10 protein-coding genes are annotated in these 16,223 nt (G+C 63.8%); 4 read left to right on the forward strand and 6 right to left on the reverse strand.

The features are described 5' to 3' along the window. The first annotated feature begins 218 nt into the window (after window positions 1–218). A complete protein-coding gene (gene gltB / locus AC0NIL_RS09780; protein WP_473572533.1) occupies window positions 219–4,955 on the forward strand; it encodes a glutamate synthase large subunit in 4,737 nt (1,578 codons plus the stop codon). A gap of 141 nt (window positions 4,956–5,096) precedes the next feature. Next, a complete protein-coding gene (locus AC0NIL_RS09785) occupies window positions 5,097–6,551 on the forward strand; it encodes a glutamate synthase subunit beta (RefSeq protein ID WP_275954474.1) in 1,455 nt (484 codons plus the stop codon). 27 nt (window positions 6,552–6,578) lie between these two features. Here AC0NIL_RS09785 and AC0NIL_RS09790 read toward each other — a convergent pair whose 3' ends face one another. Both AC0NIL_RS09790 and AC0NIL_RS09795 read right to left on the reverse strand, forming a co-directional pair. Continuing rightward, entirely contained in the window at window positions 6,579–7,793 is a 1,215-nt protein-coding gene (locus AC0NIL_RS09790; protein WP_013529720.1) for an SGNH/GDSL hydrolase family protein, read from the reverse strand. A gap of 128 nt (window positions 7,794–7,921) precedes the next feature. Next, window positions 7,922–9,142, reverse strand: a complete 1,221-nt coding sequence (locus AC0NIL_RS09795; RefSeq protein WP_473572531.1) for a lytic murein transglycosylase — start codon at window positions 9,140–9,142, stop codon at window positions 7,922–7,924. Window positions 9,143–9,351: 209 nt separating this feature from the next. On the opposite strand from AC0NIL_RS09795, the gene galU reads away from it, so the two are divergent. Beyond that, window positions 9,352–10,257, forward strand: a complete 906-nt coding sequence (galU, locus tag AC0NIL_RS09800) for a UTP--glucose-1-phosphate uridylyltransferase GalU (protein WP_013529722.1) — start codon at window positions 9,352–9,354, stop codon at window positions 10,255–10,257. Window positions 10,258–10,297: 40 nt separating this feature from the next. On the opposite strand, the gene AC0NIL_RS09805 is transcribed toward galU, so the two are convergent. Further along, a complete protein-coding gene (locus tag AC0NIL_RS09805; protein ID WP_275954473.1) occupies window positions 10,298–12,088 on the reverse strand; it encodes an outer membrane beta-barrel protein in 1,791 nt (596 codons plus the stop codon). A gap of 236 nt (window positions 12,089–12,324) precedes the next feature. Here AC0NIL_RS09805 and AC0NIL_RS09810 point away from each other — a divergent pair, with 236 nt between their 5' ends. After that, complete coding sequence (locus AC0NIL_RS09810; protein ID WP_024502733.1) at window positions 12,325–13,326, forward strand: KpsF/GutQ family sugar-phosphate isomerase; 1,002 nt, start codon at window positions 12,325–12,327, stop codon at window positions 13,324–13,326. A gap of 4 nt (window positions 13,327–13,330) precedes the next feature. Here AC0NIL_RS09810 and AC0NIL_RS09815 read toward each other — a convergent pair whose 3' ends face one another. From AC0NIL_RS09815 to AC0NIL_RS09825, 3 genes are all read right to left on the reverse strand, one after another. Continuing rightward, complete coding sequence (locus AC0NIL_RS09815; RefSeq protein ID WP_013529725.1) at window positions 13,331–13,795, reverse strand: NfeD family protein; 465 nt, start codon at window positions 13,793–13,795, stop codon at window positions 13,331–13,333. Window positions 13,796–13,806: 11 nt separating this feature from the next. Beyond that, window positions 13,807–14,757, reverse strand: coding sequence for an SPFH domain-containing protein (locus AC0NIL_RS09820; protein WP_013529726.1), 951 nt, complete (start codon window positions 14,755–14,757; stop codon window positions 13,807–13,809). A 119-nt stretch (window positions 14,758–14,876) separates the two neighbouring features. Next, window positions 14,877–16,088, reverse strand: a complete 1,212-nt coding sequence (locus AC0NIL_RS09825; RefSeq protein ID WP_275954472.1) for an NAD(P)/FAD-dependent oxidoreductase — start codon at window positions 16,086–16,088, stop codon at window positions 14,877–14,879. Between the last annotated feature and the right edge of the window lie 135 nt (window positions 16,089–16,223).

Below are 16,223 nucleotides of genomic sequence, written 5' to 3' on the forward strand. Positions count from 1 at the left end.
AAAACGAGCTGGATTGGCGTATCATTTGGGCCTCTCCGGCTGTTGCCGCGAGCGACAGGTGGACAGCCAGACTCTGGCCTGTACGATTACCAGATGCGATCCATGCGGAAAGCCGCCTGGTTCGACAGGATTTCGCAAGACGTGCCACAAGGATCAGGGTGAGCCAAGCGCTTGCCGAGGCAAACCAGCGCCTGAATGGCTGGGAAGGAGGACAGGAGATGACGGACATGACGCACTCTGCGACGAACGGCCAGGCCGCGCAGACGAAAGCGGCAACCGTCAAAACCACCTTGCGATCCAATATTGGCCGAAGCGCCAACGGATTTTCCGCCCAGGGCCTCTACGATCCACGCAACGAGCATGACGCCTGCGGCGTCGGTTTCATCGTCAACATGAAGGGCGTGAAGTCGCATCAGATCGTCGAGGACGGGCTTGCTGTGCTCGAAAACCTGACGCATCGCGGCGCCGTCGGCGCCGATCCGCTGGTCGGCGATGGCGCCGGCGTGCTGGTGCAGCTTCCCGACCAGTTCTTCCGTGACGAGATGGCAGCCCAGGGCATCGAGCTGCCGCCGGCGGGCCAGTACGGCGTCGGACACTGGTTCATGCCGCAGGACGCGGCCCTTCGCGCCCATATCGAGGACATCATTGCCGAATCGGCGCAATCCGAGGGACTTCCGCTCATCGGTTTCCGTGACGTGCCCGTCGACAATTCGTCGCTGTCGAAGGCGCCCGACATCGTGGCATCCGAGCCGTTCCATCGGCAGATCTTCATCGGCCGCACGCCAGACATTACCGATGACGAGGAATACGAGGCCAGGCTCTATCTGCTGCGCAAGGTCATCTCGGGCCGCATCTATGCCGAGAACGACAACAAGGACATCGGCGCCTATTGCGTGTCGCTGTCGGCGCGCACCATCGTCTACAAGGGCATGTTCCTGGCTTATCAGGTCGGGGCCTACTACAAGGACCTCAAGGACCCGCGCTTCGAAACCGCGCTGATCCTCGTCCACCAGCGCTTCTCGACCAACACGTTCCCGTCATGGAAGCTGGCGCATCCCTACCGCATGGTCGCCCACAATGGCGAGATCAACACCGTGCGCGGCAACAACAACTGGATGGCTGCGCGCCAGGCGTCGGTCGATTCCGAACTGTTCGGCAACAACATCTCGAAGCTGTGGCCGATTTCCTATGACGGCCAATCCGACACCGCCTGCTTCGACAATGCGCTCGAGTTCCTGTTCCAGGGCGGGTACAGGCTCAGCCATGCCATGATGATGCTGATCCCGGAAGCCTGGGCCGGCAACAAGCTCATGGATGCCGATCGCAAGGCCTTCTACGAATACCATGCGGCATTGATGGAGCCGTGGGACGGACCGGCGGCGGTGGTCTTCACCGATGGCCGCCAGATCGGCGCCACGCTCGACCGCAATGGCTTGCGCCCGGCACGCTACATCGTCTCCGACGATGACCGCGTCATCATGGCCTCGGAAGCCGGCGTGCTGCCTGTGCCGGAGGAGAAGATCGTCAAGAAGTGGCGGCTGCAGCCTGGCCGCATGCTGCTGATCGACCTGGAGAAGGGGCGCATCGTCTCCGACGAGGAGCTCAAGTCGGAGATCGCGACCAAGCATCCCTACAAGACCTGGCTCGCCAACACGCAGCTGATCCTCGAAGATCTGAAGCCGGTCGAACCGCGCGCGTTGCGCAAGGATGTCAGCCTGCTCGATCGTCAGCAGGCATTCGGCTACAGCCAGGAGGACACCAAGCTGTTGATGTCGCCTATGGCGACGACAGGCCAGGAAGCGGTGGGCTCGATGGGCACCGACACGCCGATCTCGGCGATGTCGGACAAGTCGAAGCTGCTCTACACCTATTTCAAGCAGAACTTCGCCCAGGTCACCAACCCGCCGATCGACCCGATCCGCGAGGAGCTGGTGATGAGCCTGGTGTCCTTCATCGGGCCGCGGCCCAACATCTTCGACCTTGTCGGCAATTCGCGCCGCAAGCGGCTCGAAGTGCGCCAGCCGATCCTGACCAATGGCGATCTCGAAAAGATCCGCTCCATCGGCCACACCGAGGACCGTTTCGACACCAAGACGATCGACATCACCTATGGCTCCGCCGAAGGCGCCGCGGGCATGCAGGGCGCCATCGATCGGTTGTGCGAGCGGGCGGAGGCGGCGGTTGCCGGCGGCTACAACATCATCATCCTGTCCGACCGCCAGGTCGGGCCCGACCGCATCGCCATCCCGGCGCTGCTGGCGACGGCGGCGGTCCATCATCACCTGATCCGCAAGGGGCTGCGCACCTCGGTCGGCCTCGTCGTCGAATCCGGCGAGCCGCGCGAAGTGCATCATTTCTGCTGCCTCGCCGGCTATGGCGCCGAGGCGATCAATCCCTACCTCGCCTTCGACACGCTGCTCGACATGCACAAGCGCGGCGAACTGCCGAAGGAAGTGGACGCCTACGAAGTCGTCTCGCGCTACATCAAGTCGATCGGCAAGGGCATCCTCAAGGTGATGTCCAAGATGGGCATCTCGACCTACCAGTCCTATTGCGGCGCGCAGATTTTCGACGCCATCGGCCTGAAGACCGATTTCGTGCAGCAATACTTCACCGGCACCGCGACGCTGATCGAAGGCGTCGGCCTGGACGAGATCGCGGCCGAGACGCTCAGCCGCCACAATGACGGTTTCGGCAACGACCCCGTGCTGCGCAACAGCCTCGAGGTCGGCGGCGAATACATGTTCCGCATGCGCGGCGAGGCGCATATCTGGTCGCCCGATGCTGTCGCCACCTTGCAGCACGCCGTGCGCCAGGGATCGTGGGAAACCTTCAAGGACTATTCCGCCCAGATCGACAGCGAGACGGCCCGCGCCCAGACCATTCGCGGCCTGTTCAAGCTCAAGCTGGCCGGGGAAACCGGCCGCAAGAAGGTGGCGCTCGACGACGTCATGCCGGCGGCCGACATCGTCAAGCGGTTCTCGACCGGAGCGATGTCGTTCGGCTCGATCTCGCGCGAAGCGCACACGACGCTGGCGCGCGCGATGAACCAGATCGGCGGCAAGTCGAACACCGGCGAGGGCGGCGAAGAGGCCGACCGCTATCTGCCGCTGCCGGGCGGCGGCAAGAACCCGGAACGCTCGGCGATCAAGCAGATCGCCTCGGGACGTTTCGGCGTCACGGCCGAATACCTCGTCAACTCCGACATGATGCAGATCAAGGTGGCGCAGGGTGCCAAGCCCGGCGAGGGCGGCCAGCTGCCCGGCCACAAGGTCGACGCCACCATCGCCAAGGTCCGGCATTCGACGCCGGGCGTCGGCCTGATCTCGCCGCCGCCGCATCACGACATCTATTCGATCGAGGATCTGGCACAGCTGATCTACGACCTGAAGAACGTCAATCCAGCGGCCGACGTGTCGGTCAAGCTGGTGTCGGAAGTCGGCGTCGGCACGGTCGCGGCGGGCGTCGCCAAGGCGCGCGCCGACCACATCACAATTTCGGGCTATGACGGCGGCACCGGTGCCTCGCCGTTGACCTCGCTCAAGCATGCCGGCAGCCCGTGGGAAATGGGCCTTGCCGAGACACACCAGACGCTGGTGCTGAACGGCTTGCGGTCGCGCGTTGCGCTGCAGGTCGATGGTGGCTTGCGCACAGGGCGCGACGTCATCATCGGCGCGCTGCTCGGCGCCGACGAGTTCGGCTTCTCGACCGCACCGCTGATCGCGGCCGGCTGCATCATGATGCGCAAATGCCATCTCAACACCTGTCCGGTCGGCGTCGCGACGCAGGATCCGGTGCTGCGCAAGCGCTTCAAGGGCACGCCCGAGCATGTCATCAACTTCTTCTTCTACGTCGCGGAAGAGGTGAGGGAGCTGCTCGCCGAGATGGGCTACATCCATCTCGACCAGATCATCGGCGACACCGATCTTCTGGAAAAGCGCGACCTGATCGTGCACTGGAAGGCGCGCGGGCTCGATTTCTCGAAGATGTTCTTCAAGCCGGATGCGCCGCATGAAGCGGTGCACTGGACCGAGCGGCAGAAGCACCCGATCGACGACGTGCTCGACCGCAAGCTGATCGAACTGGCCAAGCCGGCGCTCGAGAGCAAGCTGCCGGTCAAGATCGAGGTCGATATCCGCAATGTCGACCGCTCCGCGGGCGCCATGCTGTCGGGCGAAGTGGCCAAGCGCTTCAAGCACAAGGGCCTGCGCGAGGATACGATCCAGGTGAAGCTGACCGGCACTGCCGGCCAGTCCTTTGGCGCCTTCCTGGCGCGCGGCATCTCATTCGAGCTTGTCGGCGCCGGCAACGACTATGTCGGCAAGGGCCTGTCGGGCGGCCGCATCGTCATTCGGCCGCCGGAAGAGGCCAAGATCGTCGCGGCTGAATCCATCATCGTCGGCAACACGGTGCTCTATGGCGCAACCGAGGGCGAAGCCTATTTCGCCGGCGTCGCCGGCGAGCGTTTCGCCGTGCGCAATTCGGGCGTCGCCGCCGTCGTCGAAGGCGTGGGCGATCATGGCTGCGAGTACATGACTGGCGGCATCGTCGTCGTCATCGGCAAGACCGGCCGCAACTTCGCCGCCGGCATGTCTGGCGGCGTCGCCTACGTGCTCGACGAGGCGGGCGATTTCGCCGAGCGCTGCAACATGGCGATGGTCGAGCTGGAGCCGGTTCCGGAAGAAGACGATCTGATGGAAAGGCTGCTGCACCATGGCGGCGACCTCGACCACAAGGGCCGCGTCGACGTCTCCGGCGACATGACCAGCCATGACGAGGAGCGGCTCTACCAGCTGATCTCGAACCATGTGCATTACACCGGGTCGGTACGTGGTCGCGAGATTCTCGACGACTGGGCGACGTTCCGGCCGAAGTTCCGCAAGATCATGCCGGTCGAATACCGCCGCGCCCTGATCGAGATGGAACGCATGCGCATGGGCGTTGCGGCGGAATAGGCTTTGCAATGGCCGGGGAGCCCAGGCTTCCCGGCCCATCTTCATCGACAGTTTGACCTCCGGCGCAAGGTTGCCATGGCTGCCTCAAGGGGTTAACGGGTGCGGCGAAAACCGCACCATCTGGACAGCAGGAACTGGACTATGGGCAAGGTAACAGGCTTTCTCGAAATCGACCGGCAGGTGCACAAGTACCAGCCGGCCTCCGACCGCATCCGGCATTTCCGCGAGTTCACGCTGCCGATGTCTGACAAGGAGGTCGAGAAACAGGCCGCGCGCTGCATGGATTGCGGCATTCCGTTCTGCCACGGGCCGACCGGCTGCCCGATCCACAACCAGATTCCAGACTGGAACGACCTCGTCTACAATGGCGACTGGGACAACGCGATCCGCAACCTGCATTCGACCAACAATTTCCCGGAGTTCACCGGCCGCATCTGCCCGGCGCCTTGCGAGGAAGCCTGCACGCTGAACCTCGAGGACATTCCCGTCGCCATCAAGACGGTCGAGCAGGCGATCGCCGACAAGGCCTATGAAACCGGCCATATCAGGCCCTATCCGCCGGAGAAGAAGACCGGCAAGCGGGTCGCCGTCATCGGCTCCGGCCCGGCCGGCATGGCGGCTGCCCAGCAGCTTGGCCGCGCCGGTCACGACGTCCATGTCTACGAGCGCGAAAGCCGGCCCGGCGGGCTGATGCGCTACGGTATTCCCGACTTCAAGATCGAGAAGCACTATATCGACCGGCGCATCGAGCAGATGCAGGGCGAGGGCGTGACCTTCCATTGCGGCGTCAATGTCGGGGTCGACAAGCCGGTCGCCGAACTGCTCGCCGAACATGATGCCGTGCTCTATTGCGGCGGTTCCGAAACGCCGCGCGCGGCCGGTATTCCCGGCGACGATCTCGGCGGCGTGCATGACGCGATGCCCTATCTGGTGCAGCAGAACAGGCGGGTCGGCGGCGAACCGATCCAGTCGGTGGCGTGGCCGTCGCATCCCATCATCGCCGGCGGCCAGCATGTCGTCGTCGTCGGCGGCGGCGATACCGCGTCCGACTGCGTCGGCACGGCCTTCCGCCAGGGCGCGGTGCGCGTCACACAGCTCGACATCCGCCCACAGCCGCCGGAGAAGGAAGACAAGCTTTCGGTCTGGCCCTACTGGGCGACGAAGATGCGCACCTCGTCCTCGCAGGCCGAAGGCGCCGAGCGCGAATTCCAGGTGGCGACGCTCGAATTCATCGGCGAGGAAGGCCAGCTGACCGGCGTCAAGTGCTGCGAGGTCGACGACAAGCGCAAGCCGATCGCCGGTACCGAATTCGTCATTCGTGCCGATCTCGCTTTCATCGCCATCGGCTTTGCCGGGCCGGCCGCGGCCGGTGTGGCGAAGGAATTGGAGGGTGAGATGAAGATCTCCACCGACAGCCGCCGCTCGCGCAATGTCGAGGCCAATGACCGCGACTACAAGACCAGCGTCGACAGGCTCTATGCGGCCGGCGACGTGCGTCGTGGCCAGTCGCTGGTCGTCTGGGCGATCCGCGAAGGCCGCCAGGCGGCGCGTTCGATCGACGAGGCGTTGATGGGGTCGAGCGTTCTCCCGCGCTGAGCCCGGCCTCGGAGCCGCGCTGCGACACTAACGATTGATCGCGGTCGTGGTGTCGGTCGCGGCTGCGGCCTTCGGCGGCCAGGAGAAATCGTCGGCGCGGCCGGGCGATGCAATCGGTGCCTTGCCCTCGACCACAAGCTTTTCACCGGGCAGGTCCGGATTGGCCTTTGCCGGCGGTGCCGCGCCAAGCAGCTCCGAGCCGCCGTCGAGTGCCGGATCGCTGAGCAGCATCGGCGCGGTGCGGTCGATGACGATGGGGGGCGCGGCCGGCGCCGGCGTCTCGACAGGGGCGCCCGCCGGAGCGGACGGTGTAATCATGCTTCCCGGCGCGGTCAGGCCGAGGATCTTCAGCAGCGGTTTTTCGGTGTAGAAGGCGAGCTTGCGCTTGCCCGCCTTCGAGATATTGATGCCGTCATCGGCGCGCAGCCGCACCGGCTGGCCGTTGATGTCGGGGCCGCTGGTGACGAAGGCGCCGTTCTCGTCGACAAAGCCGTCCCAGATATCGACGAATTCGCCGCCATGGCTTTCTGCGGCCTGATGGTAGATGTCGTTGAAGGCAAGCATATCCGAGGTCATCTTCGGCACCCGGAACGCCGGCATGCCGACCCAAAGGAAGGGGACCTTGGCCGCGGCGATGGCTTTGCCCAGCGCGTCGGTTCTGCGTTCATATTCCTTGGTCCAGTTCTCGGAGCGTGGCTGTTCGCGCACGTCGCCCACCTTCATCGACTGGCGGTCGTTGGAGCCCAGCATGACGATCACGGCGGCGGGTTTTTCGGTCTCGATCAGCGATTTGATCTGTTCGGGCCAGTTGTAGAAATCATCGCGCACGAAGCCGGACGAGCCATTGCTGCGAACGACGATCCTGACGCCGGCATTCTCTGCGAAAGCGGTGTCGAGGCCTTCGGCGAGGCCGGCCGCCATGAAGTCGCCGACCACCAGGACGGTGCGGGCGTCCGGCGCCTTGTCGACCACCGGGATTTCCGGTTCCGCGGGCGGGCGCGGGGCGCGGGGTTTTTTCGCCTTGGGCCTGGGCCTCGGCTTCTGGATATCCAGGGGCGGCTCAATGCGCTCGCTGCGGCGCGGAAACAAAAGGTCGCGCAACGACCAGCCGCGGTTTTGCTGCTCCTGCGCCATGGCCGGCGCATGAAAGGCGCCAGCCACGCCGACGGCAAGCACGACCACGGCCAGGACGAGCACCGGCATGCGACGAACAAGCCCTGCGATGCGCGCAGCCGAAGCCAATCGTTTCCTCCGTCCCTTGGCGCAGTCCTGCCGAAAAACCGCATCGGTTTCTCGGCAAATGCCGCGCCAACCAGATTGCTACAGTGTCCTTTGCGCGCCTGGAAGGCCGCGCGGCACCGCAGGCGGCTCTATTTCTGCCGGAGCCACTTCAGCACTTCCATGCTCGGATAGCCGTCCTGGGTCAAGCCGGCCTTGGCCTGGAAGGCCATGATGGCAGTCTTCGAGCCGTCGCCGATCTTGCCGTCGAACTTGCCGTCGTAAAGGCCATGCTGGGAAAGCCGCTTCTGCAGCTCCTGTCTTTCCTCGAAAGTAAGCTTGGTGAAAGGCCGCTTCCAGTCCTGCACCAGACCGCTCGAGCCGGCGATTTCGTCGGCAAGAAGGCCGACGGCCAGCGCATATTTGTCGGCGTTGTTGTAGGCCTTGATGACCGTGAAATTCTTGATCATCAGGAAGGCCGGCCCGCTGCGGCCGTCCGGCACCTTCAGCGTCGCCTTGTCGGAGCCGTTCTTGAACGGCTTGCCGTTGGCCCTGGCGACGCCGAGCGCCTGCCACTGCGACAGCGTCTTGGAACCGCCGGGAAGTTTTCCGGCTGGCAAGGCGACCTCATAGCCCCAGGTCTTGCCGGCCTGCCAGCCATTCTTCTTCAACAAATTGGCTGATGTCGCCAGCGCATCGGGGATCGAATTCCAGATGTCTCGCTTGCCATTGCCGTCCATGTCCACGGCATAATGCAGATAGCTGGTCGGGATGAACTGGGTGTGGCCCATGGCGCCGGCCCAGGATCCGCTCAGATGGCTTTCGTCGATGTCGCCGGTCTGCAGGATCTTCAGCGCGGCGATCAGCTGTGTGCGGGCGAATTTCGCCCGCTTCGGATCGGCGTAGGCCAAGGTCGCCAGCGAGCGCACGACGTTGCGCATGATGTCGTCGCGCTTGAGGATCTCGCCATAATTCGATTCCATCGACCAGATGGCCAGCAGGATGTAACGGTCGACGCCGAACCTGGCCTCGATCCGATCCAGCCACGGCTTCCATTTCCTGGCCATCTGCTGGCCGACGGCGACGGACTGATCATGGACGCGGTTGTCGAAATAGTCCCAGGCAGGGGCCGTGAATTCAGGCTGCGTGCGCGCCTTTTCCAGCACCACGGGATCGATATCCCTGATGTTCCTGAAGGCCTGGTCGTAGAGGGCGCCGGAAACGCCGCTCTGCACGGCGGTGGCGCGGAAGCCGGCGACCCATTGCCGGAAACCGGCATCGGCGAAAGCGGGGCCAGGCATCAGCAGAGCGAGCGATAGGCTGGCTGCCACCATGACGCTGGTAAAAATTTTTGCGGCATTGCGAACGGACATCTTTTCCTCCTTCTCTGTCTCAGGAAAGACCATTCATCGCCGAACCAGGTTAGGAATTAGTTTACCATAGGTGCCACCGGGAACGAAAAGACGCTTCGAAGCTTTACCGGTGGACGTTCCCCTCAGTTTCCCAGTAATCCCCAATTCCGGCGTGAAAATGTCTTGAAACGGGGATTGCGGAGCTGGCCCTCAAACGGATAATTGAAAGCATGAAGAGAGTTCGCAAGGCAGTCTTCCCGGTCGCCGGTCTCGGCACACGGTTTCTTCCGGCCACCAAGGCTGTCCCCAAGGAAATGCTGACCGTCGTCGACCGGCCGGTGATCCAGTATGTGGTGGATGAGGCGCGCGAGGCCGGCATCGAGCATTTCATCTTCGTCACCGGTCGCAACAAGGCCGTCATCGAGGACCATTTCGACATCCAGTTCGAACTCTATGACACGCTGGCCCAGCGCGGCAAGGACGACCAGCTCGCCCGCCTGCAGCGGCTGCAGCCGGCGCCGGGGCAGACCAGTTTCACACGCCAGCAGGTGCCGATGGGACTTGGCCACGCCGTCTGGTGCGCCCGCGAGCTCGTCGGCGACGAGCCCTTCGCGCTTTTGTTGCCCGACATGATCATGCAGTCGGAGAAGAGCTGCACGAAGGCAATGGTCGAGCTCTACGAGGAGACGGGCAACAACATCATCGCGGTGCAGGAATGCGATCCCGCCGAAACCCACAAATACGGCATCGTCGGCCGCGGCGAGGACACGCATCACGGCTTCCGTATCACCGAGATGGTGGAAAAGCCGAAGGCCGGCACCGCGCCGTCCAACCTCTACATCAACGGCCGCTACATCCTGCAGCCGGAGATCTTCAAGATCCTAGAAGGTCAGGAAAAAGGCGCCGGCAACGAGATCCAGCTCACCGACGCCATGCTGAAGCTGGAAAAGCAGCAGCCTTTCTACGGCTACCACTATCGAGGCCGCACGTTCGACTGCGGATCGCCGGAGGGTTTTGTCGAGGCCAATGTCGCCTTCGCGCTGTGGCGCAGCGACATGAACGAGAACATGGCGGGCGTCATCCGCACGCTTCTCGACGAGCTGAAGCCGTCAGAGCGCCGTGGCGCTGCGTTTTAAAACATCCTAGCGAGCGGCCGGATGTCGTTGGTGCGGCCGTTCAGCGCTGCACCTTGACGCCGAGGAAGATGCTGTTGGCGGTGTAGTCCCGGCCCGGCAGGTTGCTGGTCAGTTTCTCGCTCCTCACTCTTGTGGTCAGGCCGGCGTAGCGGTTCAGCCACCAGGTCAGGCCGGCCTCGGCGCTCAACACCCTGTCATGGCCGTCGATGCCGATGTAATCACGCCAGTCGAGACCCAGAGCCGCGTTGGCGGTGAGGTTGGCGCGAATCTGGCGTTCGCCTGTCAGGCGACCGGAATAGAGGATGTCGCCGCTCTCGCCCGATGTGGTCGTGGGCTCGACGGTGGTCCGCCCGGTCAGGCCGATTATGGTGCCGCGCTCGGGTGACCATTTGAGGTCGGCGTTGACGGTGGCACCCGAGATCGCATCAAGGTTTTTGTCGTCGATCGCTTCCCTGAGCCAGCCGGCCGAGAATTCGCCCGACAGCTTCTCACCCATGTCGAGTGCAAGGCCGGCGCGGGCGCCGAGTCGCGTCGACGAGCGCTCGAAGCCTTCATTGTCGATGCGTTGATCATAGGTCCGGCGGCCGACCTCGATTTCGGTGAAGGGGGTCAGGGCAGGGGAGATCTCGTAGCCGGTGCGCAACGTCGCCGTGTAGAGCGTCGAGTCCTGATCCTTCTGCGATAGCGAGGTGCCGTCCGAGAGCTTGGCGTCGCCGTAGAAGTCGTGCGAGACCGCGCCGGTCAACGTGTACTGCATCTTGCCGAGATGCTTTTCGACGGCCAGGCTGCCATCGATGGTCTGCCGCAGCGGCTGCTTGCTGACGCCGGCAATGGCATCAGGCGATGATGCCGATTCCGGCACGGCCTCGTAGCCGAGCTTGGCGATGGCGCGCAATTCATTGTCGAGATCGACATTGAGCTGGCCTTCGATGCGGCCTTGCTCGTCGTGAACCGGGTAACCCGAGACGGTCTCACGAAAAAGGCCATAGCCGTCGATCGTAGCGGAGTTCTCGCGCCAGTCGGAGGCGGCGGAAAAGCGCAGCGCGGTCTCGGACAGCAGCGCCGACTTGCCTGCACTGCTCGAATCGCCGTTCGAGGTGGCGGTCAGGCCCTGTTCGATCGTCGGCCGGATGACGAAGGAGCCCCATTTGACGCCGGTGGCGGCAAACGGATCATCCTCCAGCTTCTTCTTCTGGCCTTCGATGGCGTCCGTACGCTCCGCTCCTGGGTCGAGCTTCTGCCTGTCGGCGCTGTCGATGGTGAGTGCGCGGCGGTTGGCCGTGTCCGCATCGGTCTCTGCAGCATCGGTGGCGTCCGGCGTGGAGGCGGTCGTGGAAGCGGTGATGTCGGAGGTGTCGGCCGTCGATTTCTTCTTCTTTTTCGACTTGTCGGCAGCCCTGTCCTTGGCCTGGTCAGCCGCATTCTGCCTGGCGCTCGATGAGCGGCGGCGAGGCTTGGGCGGCGCCGCCGTGTCGGCGGACGTGTCGTCAGTGGCTGCCGGCGGGTCAAAGAGGCTGCCGGTCGCGGTGGCGTCGCCAGTGTCGGCGTCGTCAGGCACGGCACCGGCGCTGGCCGGCCGATAGGTGCGGGCCGGCGCATTGTCCTGCGCGGCGTTGGCCGGCTGTTGACCCTGCGCTGCCAAGGCCAGCTGTCTCGCCTTGCGCTGCTGGTCGGACAGGATCGCCGATTCCGAAACTTCGCCGCGCAGTTCGGTTTCCTGGGCATGGAGCGCCGTTGGGCGCAGCAAGGCAAACATGCTGGTTGCCAGCAGCAAGGCGCAGACCGCCTTGCCCCCACGTCGCGTCGAATTTTCTGGCTGGACCCCGGACATCGCCACCACTGCTTGCGCGGCGCACGCGCGCCATACTTACCGAACCGTAAATGGGGATGGTTAACGGAGGGTTGAGGCAGCGGCCCGTCAGCTGCCTGAAGCGCTGATTTCCAAAGGGATTCATACTGCGTGCGTTTTCTCGCCTGCCGTCGTCTAAACCACCGCACACGTTCGGGCGATATGCCTGGGCCATTTCCGTTGGACAGCGCGCCGGCAAAGCGCTAATCGCATCAGCCATGCATGCGGGATCCCTGGATAAGAAGCCTTTGGACAGGCAAGCCTCGATCGCTTCGGCGCTGAGGACGGTGGCGACAGAACAGGCTGGTGTCGCAGCCCTCGCCGAGGCGCTGGAGAATGGGCTGGCCGCGCCTTTCGCCCAGGCGGTCGAGATGATCTCGGGGATTGAAGGCCGGCTCATCGTCACCGGCGTCGGCAAAAGCGGCCATATCGGTTCGAAGATCGCCGCGACGCTGGCCTCGACCGGCACGCCGGCTTTCTTTGTCCATCCCGCCGAAGCCAACCACGGCGATCTCGGCATGATCGCCAGGGACGACGCCATCATCGCCATGTCGTGGTCGGGCGAAAGCAAGGAACTGATGGGCATCGTCGCCTATTCCAGGCGCTTTTCCATTCCGCTGATCGCCATCACCGCCGGAGAGACATCGGCGCTGGCGCGGGCGGCGGACGTGGTGCTGCTTTTGCCGCGCGCTCCGGAGGCCTGTCCGCATGGCCTGGCGCCAACGACATCGACGCTGCTGCAACTGGTGATGGGCGACGCGCTGGCGATCGCGCTGCTCGAAGCACGCGGCTTCACGCCGGACCATTTCCGCACCTTTCACCCGGGCGGCCAGCTCGGCGCCAACCTGACGCAGATCCGCGAGATCATGCATGTCGGCGACAGGCTGCCGCTGGTGGTTGCGGGCACCGGCATGCAGGACGCGATCCTGGAACTGTCGCGCAAAGGGTTTGGCTGCGTCGCGATCACCGATGTCGACGGTGCGCTGGTCGGCATCATCACCGATGGGGACATCCGCCGTCACATCGGCAGCAATCTGCTGGCGATGACGGTGGATCAGGTGATGACAAGAGGTCCGAAGACCGCGACGCCGGACACGCTGGTGGCAACGGCGCTGCAGACGATCAACAATTCAGCCATCACCAGCCTGATGGTGGTGGAGGGCCGGAAACCAGTCGGCCTCATCCACCTGCACGATCTGCTGCGTATCGGCGCGGCCTGAACGTTCAGACCGCTTCGACGGTCAGTTCCAGATCCGTATCGGCCGCACCCGTCACGCGCACTTGCGTGCCGGCCGGCAGGTCAGGGCCGGAGACACGCCACAGTGTGTCGCCCAGCTTGATGCGGCCGCGCCCGTCACGGATCGGTTCGGCAAGTGTCGCCATCCTGCCGACCATTTGCGCGCCGCGCCGGTTGAGCAGCGGCTGATCGGTCGGGTCGTTGCGGCTGCCGACCAGCTTCTTGCCGACATAGGCCGAGACCAGCGACAGCGCCAGGAAGGCGAGGACCTGGACCTGCCATGTCCAGAAGCCGGTGTCCCAGATCAGCAGCGACACAGCGCCGATGATCAGCGCGGCGATGCCGATCCACAGCATGAAGATACCCGGCGCGATGATTTCCATCACCAGCAGGACGAAACCGAGAACCATCCAGTTCCACGGGCCGAGTTCGGAAACGATGCGGTCGATCATTGGTTTCGACCTCAGTTGTCGGTTGGGCGAACGACCGGCGGGCGCGCGGCCTGCCTCTGCGAGCCGGTCGTGCCTTCGCTGCGGAAGACTTCCTTGGCGATCTCGCCAATGCCGCCGAGCGAACCGATCAGCGACGATGCCTCGAAGGGCATCAGCACGATCTTGCTGTTGGTCGCGGTGCCGATCTTGCCCAACGCTTCGGTGTATTTCTGGGCGACGAAGTAGTTCAGCGCCTGCACATCGCCTTTGGAGATCGCTTCCGACACCACCTGGGTGGCGCGGGCCTCCGCCTCGGCCGAACGTTCGCGCGCCTCGGCATCGCGGAAGGCGGCTTCCTTGCGGCCTTCGGCCTCGAGGATCTGCGACTGCTTGAGGCCTTCGGCGGCAAGGATCTGGGCGCGCTTGTTGCGTTCCGCGGTCATCTGCCGGCCCATCGATTCGATGAGGTTAGCCGGCGGGTTGATGTCCTTGATCTCGACGCGGGTGATCTTGATGCCCCACGGGTGGGCCGCTTCATCGACGACGCGCAGCAGGCGCTCGTTGATGGCGTCGCGGTTCGACAGGAGTTCATCGAGATCCATCGAACCCATGACGGTACGGATGTTGGTCATCGTCAAATTGAGGATGGCGTTCTGCAGGCCGGAAACCTGGTAGGCGGCCTGAGCGGCGTTGAGGATCTGGAAAAAGGCGATGCCGTCGACACCGACGATGGCGTTGTCGCGGGTGATGATTTCCTGGCTTGGAACGTCGAGCACCTGCTCCATCATGTTCATCTTGGCGCCGATGCGGTCGATGAACGGGTAAATGAAATTGAGACCCGGGCTCAGTGTCTTGGTGTAACGGCCAAAGCGCTCCACCGTATAGTTGTAGCCTTGCGGGATTGTCCTGATGCCTTTGATCAGCAGCACCAATACCAGAAGGGCAAGTGCACCAACCGCAATATCGAAACCACTGAAATCCATTTGGCTCTCCCTCAGACGAAGGCCGCACAAGCCATTCTCGCGCGGCCGACTTCACCAAAGACTTAAGTGTGTTTCAGATGCGTTACAATCAGGTGATGACGGATTGTTTGCGGGTGCGATCAGCGGTTGAAGGCAAACAAACTTGCATCCGTGTCCTCCAGCCCGTTGATCGAAGCCGGGACAATCTCGGAAGCGATCTGCGAGAAGGTGATGCCGTTGCCGCCGTAGCCCATCACTGCATGGATGCGCGGGTGGCGGGGAATGGCGCCGATATAGGGCAGGCCGGTGGTTGTGGTGCCGAACGAACCGGTCCAGGCAAAATCGGGCCTGGTGTCGAGATGCGGAAATACCAGGCCGAGCTTCTCGGCGATGCGTGTGCTCTTGTCGGCGATCAGCTCGTCGCGCCGCGCTTCGTCGACAAAATCCTCGTCCTCGCCCCCGCAAATGACCCGGCCGTCGATCGTCGTGCGCATATACAGATATGGCTCCGACGCTTCCCAGATGAACGCTGCGTCCGGCCAGAGCTTTCGCGGTTGCGGGCATGTTGCGATCGCCCATGTCGAGATGATCCGGTGGGCCGCGGCCGGCACGATCTCCACAAGTTCGTAGCCGGTGGCCAGAACAACATGTCGCGCGGTTATGGTCGGGCCATCCCTGGTCGCGACGACAACAGCTTCGGCGCTATCCTCAATCACTGTCGCTTCGACGGGGGCGTAGAAGCGAGCCTTGCGCTGAAGGGATTTCAGCAGCAGCCCAGCCGTCAGCTTACGCGGGTCGAGCGCGATGTTGCCGTGGCTGAGAATGGCGCCTTCGCGGTCGATGCCGAATGTCTCCGCCAGCGGCGCCGGCGTCAGATAGGTCGCGGCGATGCCGGCTAGCCGCCGTGCCTTGGCCTCGTCGCGCAGTTCCGACGGACCAAGTATCGTGCCAGACAGATAGAGCGACGGCGCCCGGCTCAGGCCACAGTTGATGCCGAGTTCGGCGATGCGTCCGGCGAGATTGGAGACGGCGAGCCGCGAGCGCCGCCAGGCCTGCTGCGCCGAGGCTCTGCCGATCATCTTCGAAAGCGTGGAGAGAGGCTGGTCTATTTCGAATGCCACCAGTGCGGTGGTTGCGGCCGTCGAGCCCTTCAGCGGACCGCGCCGGTCGATACAGATCACCCGATGGCCATCGGCCGTCAGCGCCTCGGCCATCATGGCGCCGCTGATGCCCATGCCGACGACCAGCACATCTGCCTTGACGTCCCGGATCAAGCCGTCCGTCGGCACCGCAGGCGCGCGATAGGCTGACCAGACGGGCTGGCCAGTTCTGAGGTCGAGTTTGCGGGACATCGCATTCTCCGGCGGCGCGCCTTAACGCCCCGGAGCTTGTGTTGTTCCGGAGTTAGAGCGGCGAGCCGCTCTAACTCCGGTTGACGAAATTCCCAAGGGAAAGCGCTATTCGCTTTTCCCGGGAAAACCGTTTCA

The organism is Mesorhizobium sp. WSM1343, from assembly GCF_055901535.1.

Coding starts and splice junctions, on each gene's coding strand:
- gltB (WP_473572533.1), top strand. CDS start 219: ATGACGGACATGACGCACTCTGCGACGAACGGCCAGGCCGCGCAGACG.
- AC0NIL_RS09785 (WP_275954474.1), top strand. CDS start 5,097: ATGGGCAAGGTAACAGGCTTTCTCGAAATCGACCGGCAGGTGCACAAG.
- AC0NIL_RS09795 (WP_473572531.1), bottom strand. CDS start 9,142: ATGTCCGTTCGCAATGCCGCAAAAATTTTTACCAGCGTCATGGTGGCA.
- galU (WP_013529722.1), top strand. CDS start 9,352: ATGAAGAGAGTTCGCAAGGCAGTCTTCCCGGTCGCCGGTCTCGGCACA.
- AC0NIL_RS09805 (WP_275954473.1), bottom strand. CDS start 12,088: ATGTCCGGGGTCCAGCCAGAAAATTCGACGCGACGTGGGGGCAAGGCG.
- AC0NIL_RS09810 (WP_024502733.1), top strand. CDS start 12,325: ATGCATGCGGGATCCCTGGATAAGAAGCCTTTGGACAGGCAAGCCTCG.
- AC0NIL_RS09815 (WP_013529725.1), bottom strand. CDS start 13,795: ATGATCGACCGCATCGTTTCCGAACTCGGCCCGTGGAACTGGATGGTT.
- AC0NIL_RS09820 (WP_013529726.1), bottom strand. CDS start 14,757: ATGGATTTCAGTGGTTTCGATATTGCGGTTGGTGCACTTGCCCTTCTG.
- AC0NIL_RS09825 (WP_275954472.1), bottom strand. CDS start 16,088: ATGTCCCGCAAACTCGACCTCAGAACTGGCCAGCCCGTCTGGTCAGCC.